This window comes from Limnohabitans sp. INBF003, assembly GCF_055396645.1.
This window is the reverse complement of sequence record NZ_AP029222.1, coordinates 3244138-3261615: the sequence shown is the minus strand read 5'-3', so window position 1 is coordinate 3261615 and position 17478 is coordinate 3244138. Positions and strand designations below refer to the sequence as shown.

General features: G+C 60.4%; 18 protein-coding genes. 10 read left to right on the top strand and 8 right to left on the bottom strand.

Features of this window, described 5'->3' with window-relative positions; all coding sequences use genetic code 11:
* The first annotated feature begins 29 nt into the window (after positions 1-29).
* On the top strand, positions 30-689 hold the full coding sequence (locus ACZ5VE_RS15250; protein WP_464455957.1) for a glutathione S-transferase family protein: 660 nt from the start codon (positions 30-32) through the stop codon (positions 687-689).
* Positions 690-860: 171 nt separating this feature from the next.
* Here the strand turns inward: ACZ5VE_RS15250 and ACZ5VE_RS15245 are convergent, their stop codons facing one another.
* The 3 genes from ACZ5VE_RS15245 to ACZ5VE_RS15235 all read right to left on the bottom strand — a co-directional run bounded on the left by ACZ5VE_RS15245 (position 861) and on the right by ACZ5VE_RS15235 (position 3644).
* A complete protein-coding gene (locus ACZ5VE_RS15245) occupies positions 861-2324 on the bottom strand; it encodes a sensor histidine kinase (protein WP_464455956.1) in 1464 nt (487 codons plus the stop codon).
* 47 nt (positions 2325-2371) lie between these two features.
* Positions 2372-3046, bottom strand: a complete 675-nt coding sequence (locus ACZ5VE_RS15240; protein WP_108406347.1) for a response regulator — start codon at positions 3044-3046, stop codon at positions 2372-2374.
* A 94-nt stretch (positions 3047-3140) separates the two neighbouring features.
* Positions 3141-3644 carry a MarR family winged helix-turn-helix transcriptional regulator gene (locus tag ACZ5VE_RS15235; RefSeq protein WP_464455955.1) on the bottom strand — a complete coding sequence of 168 codons (504 nt, stop codon included), beginning with the start codon at positions 3642-3644 and terminating at the stop codon, positions 3141-3143.
* A gap of 142 nt (positions 3645-3786) precedes the next feature.
* Between ACZ5VE_RS15235 and recA the strand changes: the two genes are divergently transcribed.
* Together recA and recX are read left to right on the top strand one after the other, a co-directional pair.
* Positions 3787-4824 carry a recombinase RecA gene (gene recA / locus ACZ5VE_RS15230; protein WP_464455954.1) on the top strand — a complete coding sequence of 346 codons (1038 nt, stop codon included), beginning with the start codon at positions 3787-3789 and terminating at the stop codon, positions 4822-4824.
* A 22-nt stretch (positions 4825-4846) separates the two neighbouring features.
* Positions 4847-5302 carry a recombination regulator RecX gene (gene recX, locus ACZ5VE_RS15225; protein ID WP_464455953.1) on the top strand — a complete coding sequence of 152 codons (456 nt, stop codon included), beginning with the start codon at positions 4847-4849 and terminating at the stop codon, positions 5300-5302.
* A gap of 204 nt (positions 5303-5506) precedes the next feature.
* Here the strand turns inward: recX and argC are convergent, their stop codons facing one another.
* Positions 5507-6430, bottom strand: a complete 924-nt coding sequence (argC, locus tag ACZ5VE_RS15220) for an N-acetyl-gamma-glutamyl-phosphate reductase (RefSeq protein ID WP_464455952.1) — start codon at positions 6428-6430, stop codon at positions 5507-5509.
* A 185-nt stretch (positions 6431-6615) separates the two neighbouring features.
* Here argC and sucC point away from each other — a divergent pair, with 185 nt between their 5' ends.
* The 5 genes from sucC to ACZ5VE_RS15195 all read left to right on the top strand — a co-directional run bounded on the left by sucC (position 6616) and on the right by ACZ5VE_RS15195 (position 11664).
* Positions 6616-7776 (top strand): ADP-forming succinate--CoA ligase subunit beta, encoded by a 1161-nt coding sequence (gene sucC, locus ACZ5VE_RS15215; RefSeq protein ID WP_019429940.1) that lies wholly within the window; start codon positions 6616-6618, stop codon positions 7774-7776.
* 52 nt (positions 7777-7828) lie between these two features.
* Positions 7829-8725: a succinate--CoA ligase subunit alpha gene (sucD, locus tag ACZ5VE_RS15210; protein ID WP_464455951.1), complete on the top strand. Its 897-nt coding sequence runs from the start codon at positions 7829-7831 to the stop codon at positions 8723-8725.
* A 151-nt stretch (positions 8726-8876) separates the two neighbouring features.
* Positions 8877-9563, top strand: a complete 687-nt coding sequence (locus tag ACZ5VE_RS15205) for a TerC family protein (protein WP_464455950.1) — start codon at positions 8877-8879, stop codon at positions 9561-9563.
* Between the two features lie 78 nt (positions 9564-9641).
* Entirely contained in the window at positions 9642-10124 is a 483-nt protein-coding gene (locus ACZ5VE_RS15200; protein WP_464455949.1) for a pilin, read from the top strand.
* Positions 10125-10254: 130 nt separating this feature from the next.
* Entirely contained in the window at positions 10255-11664 is a 1410-nt protein-coding gene (locus ACZ5VE_RS15195) for a PglL family O-oligosaccharyltransferase (protein WP_464457515.1), read from the top strand.
* A gap of 27 nt (positions 11665-11691) precedes the next feature.
* Here the strand turns inward: ACZ5VE_RS15195 and moaC are convergent, their stop codons facing one another.
* Complete coding sequence (gene moaC / locus ACZ5VE_RS15190; protein ID WP_464455948.1) at positions 11692-12183, bottom strand: cyclic pyranopterin monophosphate synthase MoaC; 492 nt, start codon at positions 12181-12183, stop codon at positions 11692-11694.
* A 123-nt stretch (positions 12184-12306) separates the two neighbouring features.
* Here moaC and ACZ5VE_RS15185 point away from each other — a divergent pair, with 123 nt between their 5' ends.
* Positions 12307-13815, top strand: coding sequence for a M48 family metalloprotease (locus tag ACZ5VE_RS15185; protein WP_464457514.1), 1509 nt, complete (start codon positions 12307-12309; stop codon positions 13813-13815).
* Positions 13816-13822: 7 nt separating this feature from the next.
* On the opposite strand, the gene ACZ5VE_RS15180 is transcribed toward ACZ5VE_RS15185, so the two are convergent.
* Positions 13823-14509 carry a TerC family protein gene (locus ACZ5VE_RS15180; protein ID WP_464455947.1) on the bottom strand — a complete coding sequence of 229 codons (687 nt, stop codon included), beginning with the start codon at positions 14507-14509 and terminating at the stop codon, positions 13823-13825.
* A 355-nt stretch (positions 14510-14864) separates the two neighbouring features.
* Between ACZ5VE_RS15180 and ACZ5VE_RS15175 the strand changes: the two genes are divergently transcribed.
* The gene (locus ACZ5VE_RS15175; protein ID WP_464455946.1) at positions 14865-15320 is read left to right on the top strand and encodes a DUF3717 domain-containing protein; all 456 of its coding nucleotides are present in this window, start codon (positions 14865-14867) and stop codon (positions 15318-15320) included.
* A 110-nt stretch (positions 15321-15430) separates the two neighbouring features.
* On the opposite strand, the gene ACZ5VE_RS15170 is transcribed toward ACZ5VE_RS15175, so the two are convergent.
* Positions 15431-15991: a YaeQ family protein gene (locus ACZ5VE_RS15170; protein ID WP_464455945.1), complete on the bottom strand. Its 561-nt coding sequence runs from the start codon at positions 15989-15991 to the stop codon at positions 15431-15433.
* A 9-nt stretch (positions 15992-16000) separates the two neighbouring features.
* The gene (gene purB / locus ACZ5VE_RS15165) at positions 16001-17401 is read right to left on the bottom strand and encodes an adenylosuccinate lyase (RefSeq protein WP_464455944.1); all 1401 of its coding nucleotides are present in this window, start codon (positions 17399-17401) and stop codon (positions 16001-16003) included.
* Positions 17402-17478: the final 77 nt, after the last annotated feature.

Genomic DNA, 17478 nt, shown 5'->3' with positions numbered 1-17478 from the left:
ACCCCTTAACCCATTTGGAGAGTTGACCGATGAGCCTGAAACTTTACTTCGCCCCTGGTGCCTGTTCTTTTGTGCCCCATGTGCTGCTGGAAATGAGCGGTGCCGAATTTGAACCCAGCATGGTCAAGCTGCACAAAGGCGAGCAAAACAGCGACGACTACAAAGCCATCAACCCACGCGGCCAGGTGCCCGTGCTGGTGAACAACGGCCAGCCCGTCACACAAATCGTGGCCATCGTCCTGCACTTGGACCAGCTGTTCCCTCAGATGGGTTTCTTGCCCACAGAGGCCTTGGCCCGTGCACAAGCCATCTCGACGCTGGCCTGGATGAACAACACCGTGCACCCCACTTTCACGCACATCTTCATGCCGCAAAAATTCTCGGACCTGGCCGAAGTGCAAGCGGCCCTTAAGCCTTACAACACCCAGTTGTTTCGCGGCATGCTGGGCGAATTGCAAGCGCTCGTGAAAGCCGCTGCCGCCAAAGGCCAGACCTGGTTGACCGGTGAGCGCTTTGGCCCGCTGGACGCCTACAGCCTGACATTGACCCGCTGGGGCACGATTGCCGGCATCGCGCCCGAAGAACACCCCGAGCTGTGGGCCTTTGTGCAAAAAGTAGCGGCCGAACCCGCCGTGGCCCGGGTGATCGAGCGTGAGCGCTTGCAGCTGAACATGGGCAAGCCCGCTTAAGGCAGACAACGGCCCTTCAGGCATTCGGCCGCAGGGGCGACCTCCCACAGAGGCAAGGGCTTTTGGAGGCGCATGTGGGAGCGAGCCCTTGCTCGCGAATGGCGGCCGGAGCCATTTCGGGCATTAGGCAGCAGGGGAAGCCTCCCACAGAGAGAATGGCAGCGCTTAGGCTCAAGCAGGCGCGTTGAAGCGCAGCGTGAAGCAAGCCCCCGGCGGGGTGTGGCTGGGATGGGCGGCATCGACCGTGACCGAGGCACCGTGTTGCTGGGCGATTTCTTTGACGATGGGCAAACCCAAACCCGAGCCATCCACATTGGTGCCCAAGGCCCGGTAAAACGGCTGGAACACCAGATCGCGCTCGGCCAAAGGAATGCCCAGGCCGTTGTCTTCCACCTGCATGACCAGCGCTTTGCTGTACGGGTCAACCAGAACACGCACCGTGACCACACCCTGGCGCTCGGGTGTGCTGGGGGTGTAGTGGACGGCGTTTTCCACCAGGTTGCGCAGCATTTCTTTCAGCAAAGTCGGATTGCCTTGCACCTGCGCACCCGGCGTGCCTGCATCCACGCCCTCATAGCCCAGGTCCAGGCCCTTGTCCATGGCGCGGGGCAGACAGTCTTGCAGCACTTCGCTGGCCAGCAGGACCATGTCGCAACTTTGCTGCGGCACATGCGTGCCGCCGCCTTCCGCACGGGCCAATGACAACAGTTGGTTCACCGTGTGCGTGGCCTGGACGCTGGCGCGGCCAATTTGCTTCAAGGATTTTTTCAGGTCTTCTTCACTCGAACCCGAGCGCTGCGCCAGGTCGGCCTGCATGCGCAAGCCCGCCAACGGGGTTTTGAGCTGGTGCGCCGCATCGGCTAAAAAGCGTTTTTGCGTGACGATGGAATCTTTCAAGCGCTCCAGCAAGTCGTTCACCGACACCACCAAGGGGGCCACCTCCATGGGCACGGCTTTGTCATCGAGGGGGCTCAGGTCGTCAGGTTTGCGTGCACGGATGCGCTCTTCCAATTCCGACAAGGGCTTGATGCCGCGCACCAGCGCCAGCCAGACCAAAAGCACCGCCAAAGGCAAAAGGGCGAACTGGGGGAGCATCACGCCCTTGATGATTTCTGCCGCCAACACGGACCGCTTTTCCCGCGTTTCGGCCACCTGCACCAAAGCCGGGTGCTTGCCCTCGGCATCCAGACGTATCCAGGTGTAGGCCACGCGCACCTCCAGGCCACGCATCTCGTCATCGCGGATGTGCACTTCGTAGCTGCTGCCCTTGTCCTGGTCTGCGGGCGGCAAGGGCAAATCGCGTTCGCCACTCAAGTGCTCTTGATGCCCACCACGCACCTGGTAATAAACCAGATCGGTCTCGTCGGCACGCAGCAATTCGCTGGCCGGCTGGGGCAGGTTGAATTGCACGCGTTTGTCAGGCCCCAACTTGACCTGCTGGGCCAGCGCTTGCACGTTGTAGACCAGTGCCCGGTCAAAGGGCTTGTTGGCCAGGCCTTGCGCCACCAGCCAGGTCAGGGCCAGACTGATCGGCCACAGCAGCAGCAGTGGCGTGAGCATCCAGTCGAGGATTTCCCCGAACAAGGAGCGCTGTTCGCGCTTGAAGATGCGCACGTTCCAGCCGCGTGATTTCATGGCGGCGTCCTGGGTTGACGTGGGGTGCGTGTCAAATCACCGGGCGCTCAGCCCGGGATTTTTTCAAGGCAGTAGCCCAAGCCACGCACTGTGGCGATGCGGATCGGGCCTTTTTCGATCTTCTTGCGCAGGCGGTGGATGTACACCTCAATGGCGTTGTTGCTGACCTCTTCGCCCCACTCGCACAGGCGCTCGACCAACTGGTCTTTGCTGACCAGACGACCGGCACGCTGCAACAGCACTTCCAGCAGGCCCAGCTCACGTGCGGACAACTCCACCATCTTGCCGTCGATCGTGGCCACACGACCGGACTGGTCATAGATCAACGGGCCGTGCTTGATTTGCGAGGTGGCACCGCCCATGCCCCGGCGCGTCAGGGCGCGCACGCGGGCTTCGAGTTCTTGCAGGCTGAAGGGTTTGGCCATGTAGTCGTCAGCGCCGTAGTCCAGGCCCTTGACGCGTTCTTCGACGCTGTCTGCCGCCGTGAGGATCAGCACCGGCAATGTGGAGCCTCTGGCGCGCAAGCGTTTGAGCACTTCCAGGCCGTGCATCTTGGGCAGGCCCAGATCCAGGATCAGCAAGTCGAATTCGTTGTTGGTCATCAAGGCCGCATCGGCCTCGGAGCCACTGGCCACATGGTCTACGGCCGCGCCTGCGCTGCGCAAGGTGCGCAGCAATCCATCGGCAAGCACCTGGTCATCTTCGGCTATCAGAATTCGCATGTCTGTCTCCTGTTGTTGTGGGTGCGGCTCGCTCCGGGCTGATCACCGGGGTGTTGCAATTCTAGTGTCTGGCGTGGGTGCTTCTGCCTGCTTTTCAGTGCGCATAAGCCTCCAGGCCCAAAGCCACCACGGTCGCCACATCCTTGCCCACGGCATCGCGGAACTCGGCCTCGGCTTGGGCCACCGCATCCTTGAAAGCCTGCAGCCAGGCCAGCCCCACAGGCGTGAACACCACGCGCCGCGCACGGGCATCGGTCAAATCCGGTTCGCGTTGCACCAGGCCCCAGGCGGTGCACTGGGTCACCAGATCGCCCATGGCTTGCTTGCTCATGCCTGCCGCACGGGCCAGATCGGTCAGGCGAGAGCCCTCCAACGCCAGGTGCCGCGTGATGTGGATGTGTGCAGCGCTGATCTGGTCACGCGACGCCAAATTGGCCAAGGCCAGCGGCACACCCTCGTTGCCCGCCATCAAGTACAGCACACGTTCGTCAAAACGGCGCATGGCATGCCCGAGCAGTCGACCCAAATGGGTTTGGCGCCATCGGTCATCGGCCCAGTCTGGCTGTTCGCTGGCTGTTGATTTAGGCGCTTTTGTCATCGTGCAAATGATAAGGCAAACTGACCAAAAATAGTGTTCACAGGTTTATACAGTTCGTTTACAGTACTGTTCAAGCATCCAGTCAACAGCGCATCCCCGCTGAGCCCGGTGCCCCAACCCATTGATATTCAAGGAGATTCCCATGAGCGACGACAACAGCGAAAAGTCCAAAGCCCTGCAAGCCGCCCTGGCCCAGATTGAAAAACAATTCGGCAAAGGCACCATCATGCGTCTGGGCGAAGGCGAAGCCATCGCCGACATCCAAGTCGTCTCCACCGGCTCTTTGGGCCTGGACATCGCCCTGGGCGTGGGTGGTTTGCCCCGTGGCCGCGTGATCGAAATCTACGGCCCTGAGTCTTCGGGCAAAACCACCCTGACCTTGCAAGTCATCTCTGAAATGCAACGCCTGGGCGGCACCTGCGCCTTTGTCGACGCCGAACACGCACTCGACGTGCAATATGCCCAAAACTTGGGCGTCAACCTACAGGAACTGCTGGTCAGCCAGCCCGACACTGGCGAGCAAGCGCTGGAAATCGTGGACAGCCTGGTGCGCTCCGGCGCGGTCGATCTGGTCGTCATCGACTCGGTGGCCGCCCTGACCCCCAAGGCCGAAATCGAAGGCGACATGGGCGACAGCCTGCCCGGCCTGCAAGCCCGCCTGATGAGCCAGGCCCTGCGCAAGCTGACCGCCACCATCAAAAAGACCAACTGCACGGTCATCTTCATCAACCAGATCCGCATGAAGATCGGCGTCATGTTCGGCAGCCCCGAGACCACCACGGGCGGCAACGCGCTCAAGTTCTACGCTTCCGTCCGTCTGGACATTCGCCGCACCGGCACCATCAAGAAAGGCGACGACGCGATCGGCAACGAGACCAAAGTCAAAGTGGTCAAAAACAAAGTGGCACCACCCTTCAAGACCGCCGAATTCGACATCCTGTTCGGCGAGGGCATCAGCCGCGAAGGCGAGGTCATCGACATGGGCGTGACCGCCAAGATCGTCGACAAATCCGGTGCCTGGTACGCCTACCAAGGTGAAAAAATCGGCCAAGGCCGTGACAACGCCCGCGAGTTTTTGCGCGAAAACCCGGCGCTGGCCCGCGAGATCGAGAACAAGGTGCGCGAGTCGCTGGGCATCCGTTTGCTGGAATCGGCCATCGCCGAAGCAAAGGGCGACTGAGCCCACGCCACCACAGCCCCGCATGAACAAGCCCGGCTTTCAACCCTCGCTCAAAGGGCGCGCCTTGCGCCTTTTGAGCCAGCGCGAACACTCCCGCACCGAGCTGGAACGCAAGCTGGCACCCCACGAAGAAGTGCCAGGCGAACTGGCCAAAGCGCTCGACGAGCTGCAGGCACGGGACTTCATCAACGAAGGGCGGGTGATTGAATCGGTGGTGCACCGCCGCTCCAGCAAACTGGGCGCTGCGCGTGTGAAACAAGAGCTGGCCGCCAAAGGCCTGTCGGGTGAAGCCGTGACCGCTGCGATGGAGGGTCTGCGCGAAACCGAGTTCAGCCGCGCATTGGCCGTCTGGCGCAAAAAGTTTGACCGCCCTGCAACTGACCCGAACGACCGGGCCAAACAGATCCGATTTTTGATGACCCGTGGGTTCAACGCCGAGGTGGTGCGCAAAATCGTGCAAGGCGCCGACGAAGACTGAACTGAAGGCACAGTCCACAAAGCCCTCTGAGGGCTCCCCCCAATGAACCTCCCTGATACCAGGGAAACCACCTTGCTTTGTCTTGCCCCCGAAGGGGCACATCAAGCTGGGGAGAGCCGCCAGAAGGCTCTGTCGATGGCTTCAGTATCTTGAAGAGTTCAGGGCGTGACCGTGTGCTGGGTCACACAGCTCGAAAAGCGCCCGTCACAAGCCCAGCATCAACTCGATGTTTTGCACCGCCGCGCCGCTGGCACCCTTGCCCAGGTTGTCCAGGCGGGCAATGACCACGGCCTGGCGATTCGCCTCATGGGCAAACACCCGGATTTCAAGCTTGTTGGTGTCGTTCAGCGCCAACGCATCCAGCTTCAGGTTGTCGGTTGCAGGCTCCACGCTCACCCAGCCACCCGCCGCCTGGCTGGCCGCATAGTGCGCGCGCAAGGCTTCGTGCAGATCGGTGCCGGTGGGTTTGCCGGGCAAAGCGTCCAGATGCAGCGGCAATTGCACCAGCATGCCTTGGCGGAAGTTGCCCACAGACGGCACAAACAAGGGGCGGCAAGTCAGTCCCGAATAACGCATGATTTCAGGAATGTGTTTGTGCTGCAGGCCCAAACCGTACAACTCGAACAACGGGGCTTTGCCCGCTTCGTAGTCCTCAATCATGGTCCGACCACCGCCGGAGTACCCGCTGACCGATGGCAAACAGACCGGGAAGTCACGCGGCAGCAAGCCGGCATCAATCAAAGGCCGCAAGATGGCAATCGCGCCCGTGGCATAGCAACCGGGGTTGGCCACGCGCTCGGCCTGGCGCACGGCGGCCAACTGATCGGCCGCCAATTCAGGAAAGCCAAACACCCAATCGGGATGGCAGCGGTGCGCCGTCGATGCATCCACGATGCGGGGCTTGCGGCCGGGCAGGCTGTCGATCATGGCCACCGATTCGATGGCGGCATCGTCATGCAAGCAAAGCACCACCAGATCGGCGGCAGCCATCAGCTCGCGCTTGGCCTCGGGGTCTTTGCGGCGGGCCGGGTCGATGCTCAGCACCTCGATCTGGGGCATCAGCGCCAAGCGCTCGCGGATTTGCAAACCTGTGGTGCCAGCTTCGCCATCGATGAATATTTTGGCCATGGGTATTACTTTCTCAAGAAATCGGGTCCTCAGCGTCATGTCAATGTAAGACGCAAGGATCAGGATTGGTGCATTGCAGCATGATACAGTCGCAGGCTGCAGTGTCCAGAGCCTGCTGGCGGGCTACCTTGATTCAAGGACCCCGGCGGACCTGTCGAATTTCCACCCCTCTGAGAGAAGACCTCATGAAGATTCACGAATACCAAGGCAAGGAAATCTTGCGTCAATTCGGTGTGCCCGTTCCCCGTGGCATCCCGGCATTCACCGTTCAAGAGGCTGTTGAAGCCGCTCAAAAACTGGGCGGCCCAGTGTGGGTGGTCAAGGCCCAGATCCACGCCGGTGGCCGTGGCAAGGGTGGCGGCGTCAAAGTGGCCAAGACCATTGAAGACGTCAAACGCATCTCTGGCGAGATCCTGGGCATGCAGCTCAAGACCCACCAGACTGGCCCCGAAGGCCAAAAAGTCCGTCGCCTGTACATCGAAGACGGCGCTGACATCAACAAAGAATATTACGTGTCTGTGGTCACCGACCGCGCCACACAAAAGATCGCTTTCATCGCTTCGAGCGAAGGCGGCATGGACATCGAGGAAGTGGCGCATTCCACTCCCGAGAAAATCATCACCGAGTTCATCGATCCTTTGACCGGTCTGGGCGATGCCCAAGCCAAGAAGATCGCTGACGCTATCGGTATGCCTGCTGACTCCACCGCACAAGCCGTGGACATCTTCAAGAAGCTGTACCAGTGCTACATGGAAACCGACGCTTCGTTGGTCGAAATCAACCCGCTGAACCGCGACAGCAAAGGCAATGTGATGGCCCTGGACGCGAAGTTCAACTTCGACGCCAACGCGCTGTTCCGTCACCCTGAAATCGTGGCTTACCGCGATCTGGACGAAGAAGATCCAGCTGAAGTGGAAGCTTCCAAGTTTGACCTGGCTTACATCAGCCTGGACGGCAACATCGGTTGCCTGGTCAACGGCGCTGGCTTGGCCATGGCCACCATGGACACCATCAAGTTGTTCGGCGGCGAGCCAGCCAACTTCTTGGACGTGGGCGGCGGCGCAACGGCCGAGAAAGTCACTGAAGCCTTCAAGATCATGCTGGCCAACAAGAATGTCAAAGGCATTCTGGTCAACATCTTCGGCGGCATCATGAAGTGCGACACCATCGCCACCGGCGTGATCACCGCTTGCAAAGCCGTGAACCTGTCCGTGCCACTGGTCGTGCGCATGAAGGGCACCAACGACGAGCTGGGCAAGAAAATGCTGGCCGAATCCGGTCTGCCGATCATCTCTGCCGACACCATGGCCGAAGCCGCGACAGCCATTGTTGCCGCCGTTAAATAATGACTTTGCGGGACAGATCTTTAGCTCTGTCCCCAACTGATTAGGAAAACCCATGTCGATCTACATCAATAAAGACACCAAAGTCATCACCCAAGGCATCACCGGCAAAACCGGTCAGTTCCACACTGAAAAGTGCCAGGAATACGCGAACGGCAAGAACTGCTTCGTCGCGGGTGTGAACCCCAAGAAGGCGGGCGAGTCCATCTTCAACATCCCAATCTATTCCACCGTCAAGGAAGCCGCCACGCAAACTGGCGCGACCGTGTCTGTGATCTACGTTCCCCCAGCAGGCGCAGCCGCTGCCATCTGGGAAGCCGTTGAAGCCGACCTAGACCTGGCGATCTGCATCACCGAAGGCATTCCAGTGCGTGACATGCTCGAAGTGCGCAACAAGATGAAGGCCAAGGAAGCCGCTGGCGGCAAGAAAACCTTGTTGCTCGGCCCCAACTGCCCAGGCCTGATCACCCCTGACGAAATCAAGATCGGCATCATGCCCGGTCACATCCACCGCAAAGGCCGCATCGGCGTGGTGTCCCGTTCGGGCACTTTGACCTATGAAGCCGTGGCGATGTTGACCGAAGTCGGCCTGGGCCAGTCCAGCGCTGTCGGTATCGGTGGCGACCCGATCAACGGTTTGAAGCACATCGACGTGATGAAGGCTTTCAACGACGATCCAGACACCGACGCCGTCATCATGATCGGTGAAATCGGTGGTCCAGACGAAGCCGAAGCCGCCATGTGGTGCAAGGCCAACATGAAGAAGCCCGTCGTTGGCTTCATCGCCGGTGTGACTGCCCCTCCCGGCAAGCGCATGGGCCACGCAGGTGCCCTGATCTCTGGCGGTGCCGACACAGCCGATGCCAAGCTGGCCATCATGGAAGAGTGCGGCTTCATCGTCACACGCAACCCGTCAGAACTGGGCAAATTGCTCAAGGCTCAGCTGAAGTGATGCCTCTGCCCGGGCCTCTTGAGGCTTGGTCATAAGGGCAATTACGCACGCCATTGCAGGCATCGCCCGTTAAACTCGGGCACCTGCATCTCAAAGCGCTGTCAACGCAGGTTGTCAGCGCTTTGGTTTTTTATATTGACGGAGAACAACAATGGAATTGCTGCAAAACCCCGAATTCTGGATCGGTCTGATCAAGATCATCTGGATCAACATCATCTTGTCAGGCGACAACGCGGTCGTGATCGCGCTGGCAGCCCGTTCGCTGCCTGCCGAACAGCAAAAGAAAGCCATCATGTTTGGCTCGGGTGCCGCCGTGGTGCTGCGGATTGGCCTGACGGTGGTGGCCGCCAAACTGCTGGAACTGTCATACCTGCAAATCGTGGGCGGCATCTTGTTGCTGTGGGTGGGTACACAACTGCTGCATGGCGATGACGAAGGCGACGAAGGTGGCAGCGAAAAAGCCGGTCTGTGGGTCGCCATCCGCACCATCCTGATCGCCGATCTGGTGATGAGCCTGGACAACGTGATCGCCGTGGCTGCCGCCGCCAAGGGCAGTATGACCTTGTTGATTCTCGGCTTGGCCATCAGCATTCCTTTGGTCATTTTTGGCAGCCAGCTCATGATCAAGCTGATGGACCGTTTCCCGATCATCATCTGGTTCGGCGCAGGCCTGATCGGCTGGGTGGGTGGTGAGACCATCGTCAGCGACGTCGCGCTCAAATCTATCGTTGAAGCCAATGGCTGGTTGCACTATGTGGCCCCTGCACTGGGCGCTGCTTTGGTTCTGGGCATCGGCAAAATGGCTTCGGCCAAGAAACCCGAGCCATCGGCTGAGTGATCTGTCCAGGCGCATCCGTGGTGGAGTTTGCCCGGTGATTGAATTACCATCAAAGGCCATTCACCAGGGAGATAAACCATGAAAAAAAACCAACACGGTTTGACATTGATCGAGTTGATGATCGTGATCGCGGTCATCGGCATTCTGGGTGCGCTGGCGCTGCCGGCCTACCAGGACTACGCCATCCGGGCCAAGGCCTCCGAGATGCTGCTGGCCACCAACAGTTGCAAAACTGCAGTCAACGAAGCCGTCAGCTCCTCGTCCGATGCCAATGTGTCTGCGGTTTTGCCCAAGGTTTGCGAAAGCCAAGACAGCAAATACGTGGCCAGCGTCACTGTGGACGGCAATGGCGTGATCACCGTGGTGGGCAAGCACGAAGCCTTGCGCGGCAGCACCAGCGCATCGGCCAATGCCATCGCGTTGACGCCTTTGCAAACCGGTGACACGGCCGTCAACGGCAGTACCGATGGCGGCAAAACCATCTCGGGCTGGCGCTGCGGCCCGGCCAGCAGCAATGGCTTGCCGCTCAAGTACCTGCCTGCTTCCTGCAAAGCGTCTTGAACGTCTTTTGCACACCCCAACGCCCTGCTGAACCCAGGGCGTTTTTCATGGTGATGACCCCATGCTGCTGAACCCGACACGCACAAGCCCATTCAAACGACCGTTCTCACTCCCGGATTGGCTCTTGGGCATGTTGATGGTGCTGCCTTGGGTCGCGCCCTGGTCACCCGCACCACAAGCCAATACCGTGCCCCTGCTGGTCAGTTGGACTTGCATCGGTTTGCTCATGCTGGGGGGCCAGCGCATCCAGCCATTGGACATCGCCCGCGCATGGGCCTGGGCCGCCCTGATCAGCTGCGCGATGGGGCTGATCCAGTACTTTGGCGCAGCGTCTGCGTTCAGCGCCTGGCTGCATGTGCCCGCTCTGGGCGAAGCCAATGCCAACTTGCGGCAGCGCAACCAATTGGCCACCTTGCTGGCCGTCGGCATTCTGGCAGTGCTCTGGTGGCAAGCCAACGGGCTCAGAACCCGCCACGCGCTGTGGATGCTCGCGCTGCTGGCCATCGGCAATGCCGCCACCACATCGCGCACAGGCTTGTTGCACATGCTCTTGGTTTGCAGCTTGGTCGCCTTCTGGGCCTGGCGCAGCCGTTTGCAAGCGTCGAAGCTGTCCACCCGCTTGGCCTTTTGGGCCTTGGCGGTCTACCTGCTGGCCAACTGGGCACTGCCCTGGGGCTTGAGCGTGTTGTCCGGGCAAGACGTCATCGATGCTTTGACCCGCATGGGCCACAACGAAGGCTGCGGCAGCCGACGCGTGCTGTGGGCCAATGTGCTGGAGCTGATCGGCCAAAAGCCCTGGACGGGCTGGGGCTGGGACGAACTCAAATACGCCCACTACATCACGGCCTACGAGGGCGGTCCCGATAAAAGGTTCTGCGAGATTCTGGGCAACGCCCACAACCTGCCTTTGCACCTGGCCGTGACTTTGGGTGTGCCTGCTGCCATCGCCTTGGGCTTGGGTTTGCTGGCCGCCTTGGCTTGGGCGCGCCCCTGGTTGAGTCGCGTACCCGCGCACCAATTGGCTTGGTCGGTGTTGGCCGTGATCGGCTTGCACAGCCTGCTGGAATTTCCGCTTTGGTACGGCCCCTTCCAGATGGCTGTGTTGCTGTGCGGGGTCTTGCTTGTGTCATTCGGCTCAGACCTGAAGGCACAGGCCTCACGATCCATCCAGCTGGCCGGGGGCTTGATCCTGGCCATGGCTTGCTTGGTGGGCGCGGACTACGCCCAAGCACGGCAAATTTACATGCCGGCCCACCAGCGCTGGCCGGTGTGGCGTGACGATCCGTTGGGGGCCGCCCACCGCAGCTGGTTTTTCAGCCGCTCAGCGACGTTTGCCGAGCTGACCATGACCCGTGTCACGCCGGAAAACGCCCCATGGGTGCTGGCCACGAGTCTGGAGATGCTGCATTACTCACCCGAGCCCAGAGTGGTGCGGCAGTTGATCCTGAGTGCGCACATGCTGGGCAGGCAGGATTTGGTGCAACAGCACTCGGCAAGGTGGCGTGCGGCATTCCCGGCAGAGCCGATGCCTGGGCATTGAGCGCCCAAGCTAGGGTGGATGTGGTTTTTACTTCCCCGCCACAAAACTGCCCGACTTGCCCCCGTGCTTTTCCAGCAGCGTAACGCCGTTGATGGTCATGCCCCGATCGACAGCTTTGCACATGTCGTAAATCGTCAGCAGGGCCACTTGGACTGCCGTCAGCGCTTCCATTTCCACCCCGGTCTGGCCCACCGTCTCTGCCGTTGCGGTGCAGACCACCGCGTTGTCTGCGCTCAGCACCTCAAACTCCACCGCCACACGGGTCAGGCCGATCGGGTGGCACAGTGGAATGAGGTCGCTGGTTTTTTTGGCCCCCTGAATGCCCGCGATGCGGGCGATGCCCAGCACGTCGCCTTTCTTGGCGGTGCCCGACTGGATCAGCGCCAGCGTGGCGGGCAGCATCTCGATGCGGCCGGTGGCCACGGCGATGCGGCGGGTGCTGGATTTGCCGCCCACATCCACCATGTGGGCCTGGCCTTGGGCGTCGAAATGGGTCAAGACATCGGTAGAGGGGGTCATGGCTGTGCTTGGTAAAAAACCATTTACAAAAGGTTGACAAGAATGGCGCATCATACGGCCACCAACAGGTCAATCCACGGGACGTCGATCACCTTGAAAAATACATTCCGCCCTTCCAAACTGATGCTGCTCTTGCTGCTCGGGGCCTTGGGCTTGCAACCGGGCTGGACCCAGACCAACGCTTTGCCGTCCTTGGGCAACAGCGAAGGCATTTCGCTCAGTGCCGAGCGCAAATTGGGTGACCGCATTGCACGCGAGCTGTACCGCGATCCAGACTATCTGGAAGACCCGGTTCTGGATGAATACATTCAGCGTCTGTGGGCACCGCTGGTCAAAGCGGCCGCTGCCCGTGGCGAGCTGTCGCCCGATTTGCAAGAGCGTTTTGCCTGGCGCATTTTGCTGGGGCGTGACCGGTCGGTGAACGCGTTTGCACTGCCCGGTGGTTATCTGGGTGTGCATTTGGGCTTGATCGCGGTGGTTGGCAGCAACGACGAGCTGGCTTCGGTGTTGGCGCACGAGTTGAGCCATGTCACGCAACGCCACATTGCACGGTCGATGGACGAGCAAGGCAAGATGATGCCCTTGGTCATTGGCTCGATGATTCTGGGGGCGCTGGCCATCAGCAAGAACCCGCAAGCCGCACAAGGCCTGATCGTGGGCGGGCAAGCAGCGGCAATCCAGTCGCAGCTGAGTTATTCACGCGACATGGAGCGTGAAGCCGACCGAGTGGGCTATGGGGTGCTGACCGACGCCGGTTATGACCCACAAGGCTTTGTAGGCATGTTCGCCAAGCTGCAACAAGCCGCTGGCGTGAACGACAACGGCGCATTCCCCTACCTGCGCAGCCACCCCTTGACCACCGAACGCATCGCCGACATGCAGGCGCGCCTGCAGCTGAGCAGCAGCACTTCGCGTGTGCCAGCGGACTTGGTGCAAGCCATGCTGGCCGCACGGGCCAAGGTGATGTCGCAAAACAGTGTGGAGGCCTTGAGGGCTTGGACACAAGACAGCAAGGCCACTTCGGCGCAAGCATCACCTGCACAAAAAGCCGGTGCTTTGTACGCCGCCACATTGGCACACTTGCAATTGCGCGATGCAGCCGCCGCAGAACGGACTTGGCAAACCCTGTCGCAATCCGTATCGCAAGTGACACCGCAGGCCACAGAAGCCAAGCGCTTGGTGACTTTGCTTCAAGCCGAAGTGGCCACCAAACAAGAACGCTTTGGTGTCGCGCTGCAGGTGTTGCAGACTTTGGGTGGCAAAACGCCACAACGCCCGGAACTCCTGGCCACGGCTCAGGCTTTGCTGCGACTGCCTGCACATCCGCTGCGCGCCGACATCACACGGCAGTTGCGCGAACAAGTCACACAGGCACCGCACGATGCACAAGCCTGGGACACCCTGGCCAGCATGCTGGCCTTACAAGGGCAAACACTGGCTTCACTGCGCGCCGAGGGTGAAGCCCAAATGGCCCGCATGGATGGGTCGGGTGCCGTGGACCGCTTTCGCGCGGCGCAAGAGTGGGCCAAAAACAACCGCTTGCAAGCAGGCGACCACATCGAAGCCTCGATTGTGGACACCCGGCTGCGGCAAGTACAAGCTCAGATCCGGGAGATGCAGACCGAGCGCTGAATGTGACTCAACCGGCGTTGGCGGGCGTCTTGCGTGTGCTCAGCCAGCCTGCACCCAAGACCGCCACGATGGCCAGCACATAAACGGCCCAACGCCAGACGGCTTGCGAAGGCGCATCAAAGAAACTGTCGAGCAAAGGCTCAGTGACCACCATCTTGGCAGCGGTGAACGCCAAGACAGCGGCACCCAACTGGATGATGATCGGGAACCGCTCGACCAGCTTGAGCACCACCGAGCTGCCAAACACCACAATCGGCACGCTGATCAACAAGCCGAGGATCACCAAGTCCCATGCGCCGTGCGCCGCACCTGCTACGCCCAAGACGTTGTCAACACCCATCAAGGCATCGGCCACGACGATGGTTTTCATGGCACCCCAAAAGGTGCTGGCCACAGGCCCATGGTCGTCGCCATGGCCCGTGTCGGCCAACAGCTTGTAAGCCACCCAAAGCAAGCCCAAACCACCGGCCAGCATGAGGCCGGGGATTTGCAGGAGCCAGACCACGCCAATGGTCATCACGCCGCGCACCGCGATGGCACCCACGGTGCCCCAAAAAATGGCTTTCTTTTGCAGGTCGGCAGGCAAGCTGCGGGCCGCCAGGGCGATCACGATGGCGTTGTCACCCGCCAGCACAAGGTCAATCAAGATGATGGCCAGCAATGCCGACCACCAGGGTGCCGATAAAAATTCCATAGAAGACTCCGGTTCAATGTGTTGAACCTGCTTGGGGGGAGTCGGGAATGTGCAGACAGCAGACATGCCGTACGCCACAAGATCGACCCACCCTTGACAGGCTTGGATCGAAGGTCTTGCTCAGCAACAAGCGTGGCTTGTGCCTGGTAAACCGGAAGCTTGCGCTACGTATTGACGGCTTACCAAAACCGGGGGCGCTTTGCAGGCCTCGGCAACAGGGAGCTACTCCCCTTCTGGGCTGAATTAAACCTTATTTTTGTTTTACCTTTTGAATTTTGGGGGAATTGCCCCTTCACCCCTTACGCTTTCGATCAGCATGAAGGCGCTATGATCGCCGACCTGCACCTGACACACCATGGCCGGAATCCACATCACCGACATCGAAGCCGCCATCAACCACTGGCGAATCAAGAACCCCTCTCCCGACGGGGTCGCGCTGCCACGCGAGCTGCGTGCTTTGGCCGAGGTGTATGCGCTAATGGTCTATTACAAGCACGATCTGGCCGATGAGTTCACGCTGCCCCTGGCCGCAGCCGAAGCCTGGCAGGACTGGTACGCCACCACACCCGACACGCCCTGCATCGCGATCTGCTCCACCAGCCAGGGCGACGAAACCTGTAAAGGCTGTGGCAGGAGCTTTGAAGAAGTGCAGCTGTGGACCGAGATGACCCCCGGCGAAAAACGCGCCGTGTGGCAACGCATCACGGTGGATGGCACGTCATGGCGCTTCAACAAATACGCCGAACGCGCAGCCGAGGACCGGCACTGGGCCAAGGCCGCCGCAGAGGCCCAAACCAAGCTGGATTTGTAGGTCGGAGCTTTAGCTCCGACGTGCATCGTTGACATCCCTGTCGGAGCTAAAGCTCCGACCTACCAAGACCGCACAGTCAGATTGGCCGCACCGCAAGACAGTGGCCTGCCTTACTTCCAGCGAATCAGCTCAATGTGCACGCTGCCCTTGTCGCTGCTGAAGGTGACGGAGCCTTCTTGCACCGTGGCTTGCAGTTGCATGCTGCGCTCGGCCAGTTTGGCCAGCTCCTGAGAGCCTTCGGTCGGCACACGCCAGACCTGCAACTTGTCCAAGCGGGTCAGCTTGGTCTCGATGCCCTTCCACCAGACTTCGGCCGCGTGGTTGAAGCAATACAACAGCACCTCGTCGGCCTTCTGGCAGGCTTTCATGATCGGCTTGTCTTCGGGCTGACCGACTTCGATCCACATGCGGGTGCGGCCTGTGAAGTCGCGCAAGCTGCAATCCGGATCGTCCGGGTCCGACAGGCCCGCGCCAAAAGCCAGCTTGCCGTCGCCGTTGCACACGGCCTGCAATTTGTAGGCGTTGATGGCCAGCGCCAGCAGGCGGATCATCATGCGCTCGTCGGTCTCGCTGGGGTGGCGCGCCAGCGTGAGCTGGTGGTCTTCGTAGTAGCTGTGATCGATGTCAGCGATCGACAGGTTGGCTTTGTAGATGGTGGATTTGAGGGCCATGTGAACCCGTCAGACCCGGCGGGCCAGCTCGGCGGCCTTGCCGATGTAGCTGCCCGGTGTCATGGCCAGCAGGCGGTCCTTGTCGGCTTGCGGGATCTCCAGACCCTGAATCAGGCCATGCAGGTCCGCAGCGGTGACAGTCTTGCCACGCGTGACTTCCTTGAGCTTTTCGTAGGCGCCCTGCACGCCATAGCGGCGCATCACGGTCTGGATCGGCTCGGCCAATACTTCCCAAGCGGCGTCCAGGTCGGCGGCCAGCGCTTCTTCGTTGAGTTCGAGCTTGTTCAGGCCGGTCATGAGCGAGGCATAGGCCAGCGTGGTGTAGCCCAGGCCCACGCCCATGTTGCGCAGCACGGTGGAGTCGGTCAAGTCACGCTGCCAGCGGCTGATCGGCAGCTTTTCAGACAAATGCTTGAGCACGGCGTTGGCCAGGCCCAGGTTGCCTTCGGCGTTTTCAAAATCAATCGGGTTGACCTTGTGCGGCATGGTGGACGAACCGATCTCACCGGCTTTGAGGCGCTGCTTGAAGTAACCCAGGCTCACATAGCCCCAGATGTCACGCGACAGGTCGATCAGGATGGTATTGGTGCGCGCCACGGCGTCGAACAACTCGGCCATGTAGTCGTGCGGCTCGATCTGGATGCTGTAGGGCTGGAAAGTCAGGCCCAAGCCCCATTGGCTGCTTTGGGTTTCGCTGAGCTCGGGCGTTTCGACCACTTTCTTTGAAAAAGCTTCCCAATCAAAGTCAGGCCAAGCCGACAGGTGCGCGTTGTAGTTGCCCACGGCACCGTTCATCTTGCCCATGAGCTTGACGGCGGCGATTTTTTCGCGGCAGCCGTTCAGGCGCATCACCACGTTGGCCATTTCCTTGCCCACAGTGGTGGGGCTGGCGGTCTGGCCATGGGTGCGGCTGAGCATGGGCACTTCGGCAAAGGTGTGCGCCATCTCACGCAGCTTGGCGATCAGGCCATCCAGGCCCGGCAAGATCACCTGGGCGCGTGCGCCCTTGATCTGCAAAGCGTGGCTGGTGTTGTTGATGTCTTCGCTGGTGCAGGCAAAGTGCACGAATTCGCCCACATGCTCCAGTTCGGGGCGATCCTTGAATTTGGACTTGATCCAGTACTCCACCGCCTTCACGTCGTGGTTGGTGACCTTCTCGAATTCCTTGATGGCGACGGCATCGGCCTCGGAGAAATTTTTCACCAAGGCCGTCAGGTAGCTGCGTGCACCGGGTGACAAAGGTTTGAACTCGGCAAAGCCTGCATCCGACAAAGCGATGAACCAGGCGATCTCCACCTGCACGCGGCGGTGCATATAGCCTTGCTCGCTCATCAGAGGGCGCAGGGCGTTGAGTTTGCTGGCGTAACGGCCATCCAGCGGCGAGAGAGCGGAAATGGGTGAGAAATTCATCCTTTGATTGTAATTCCCAGGGCCAAGGCACCCGGACGGCGCCCATCAACGATCGTGTCAGTGTTCGCGAGCCCTGA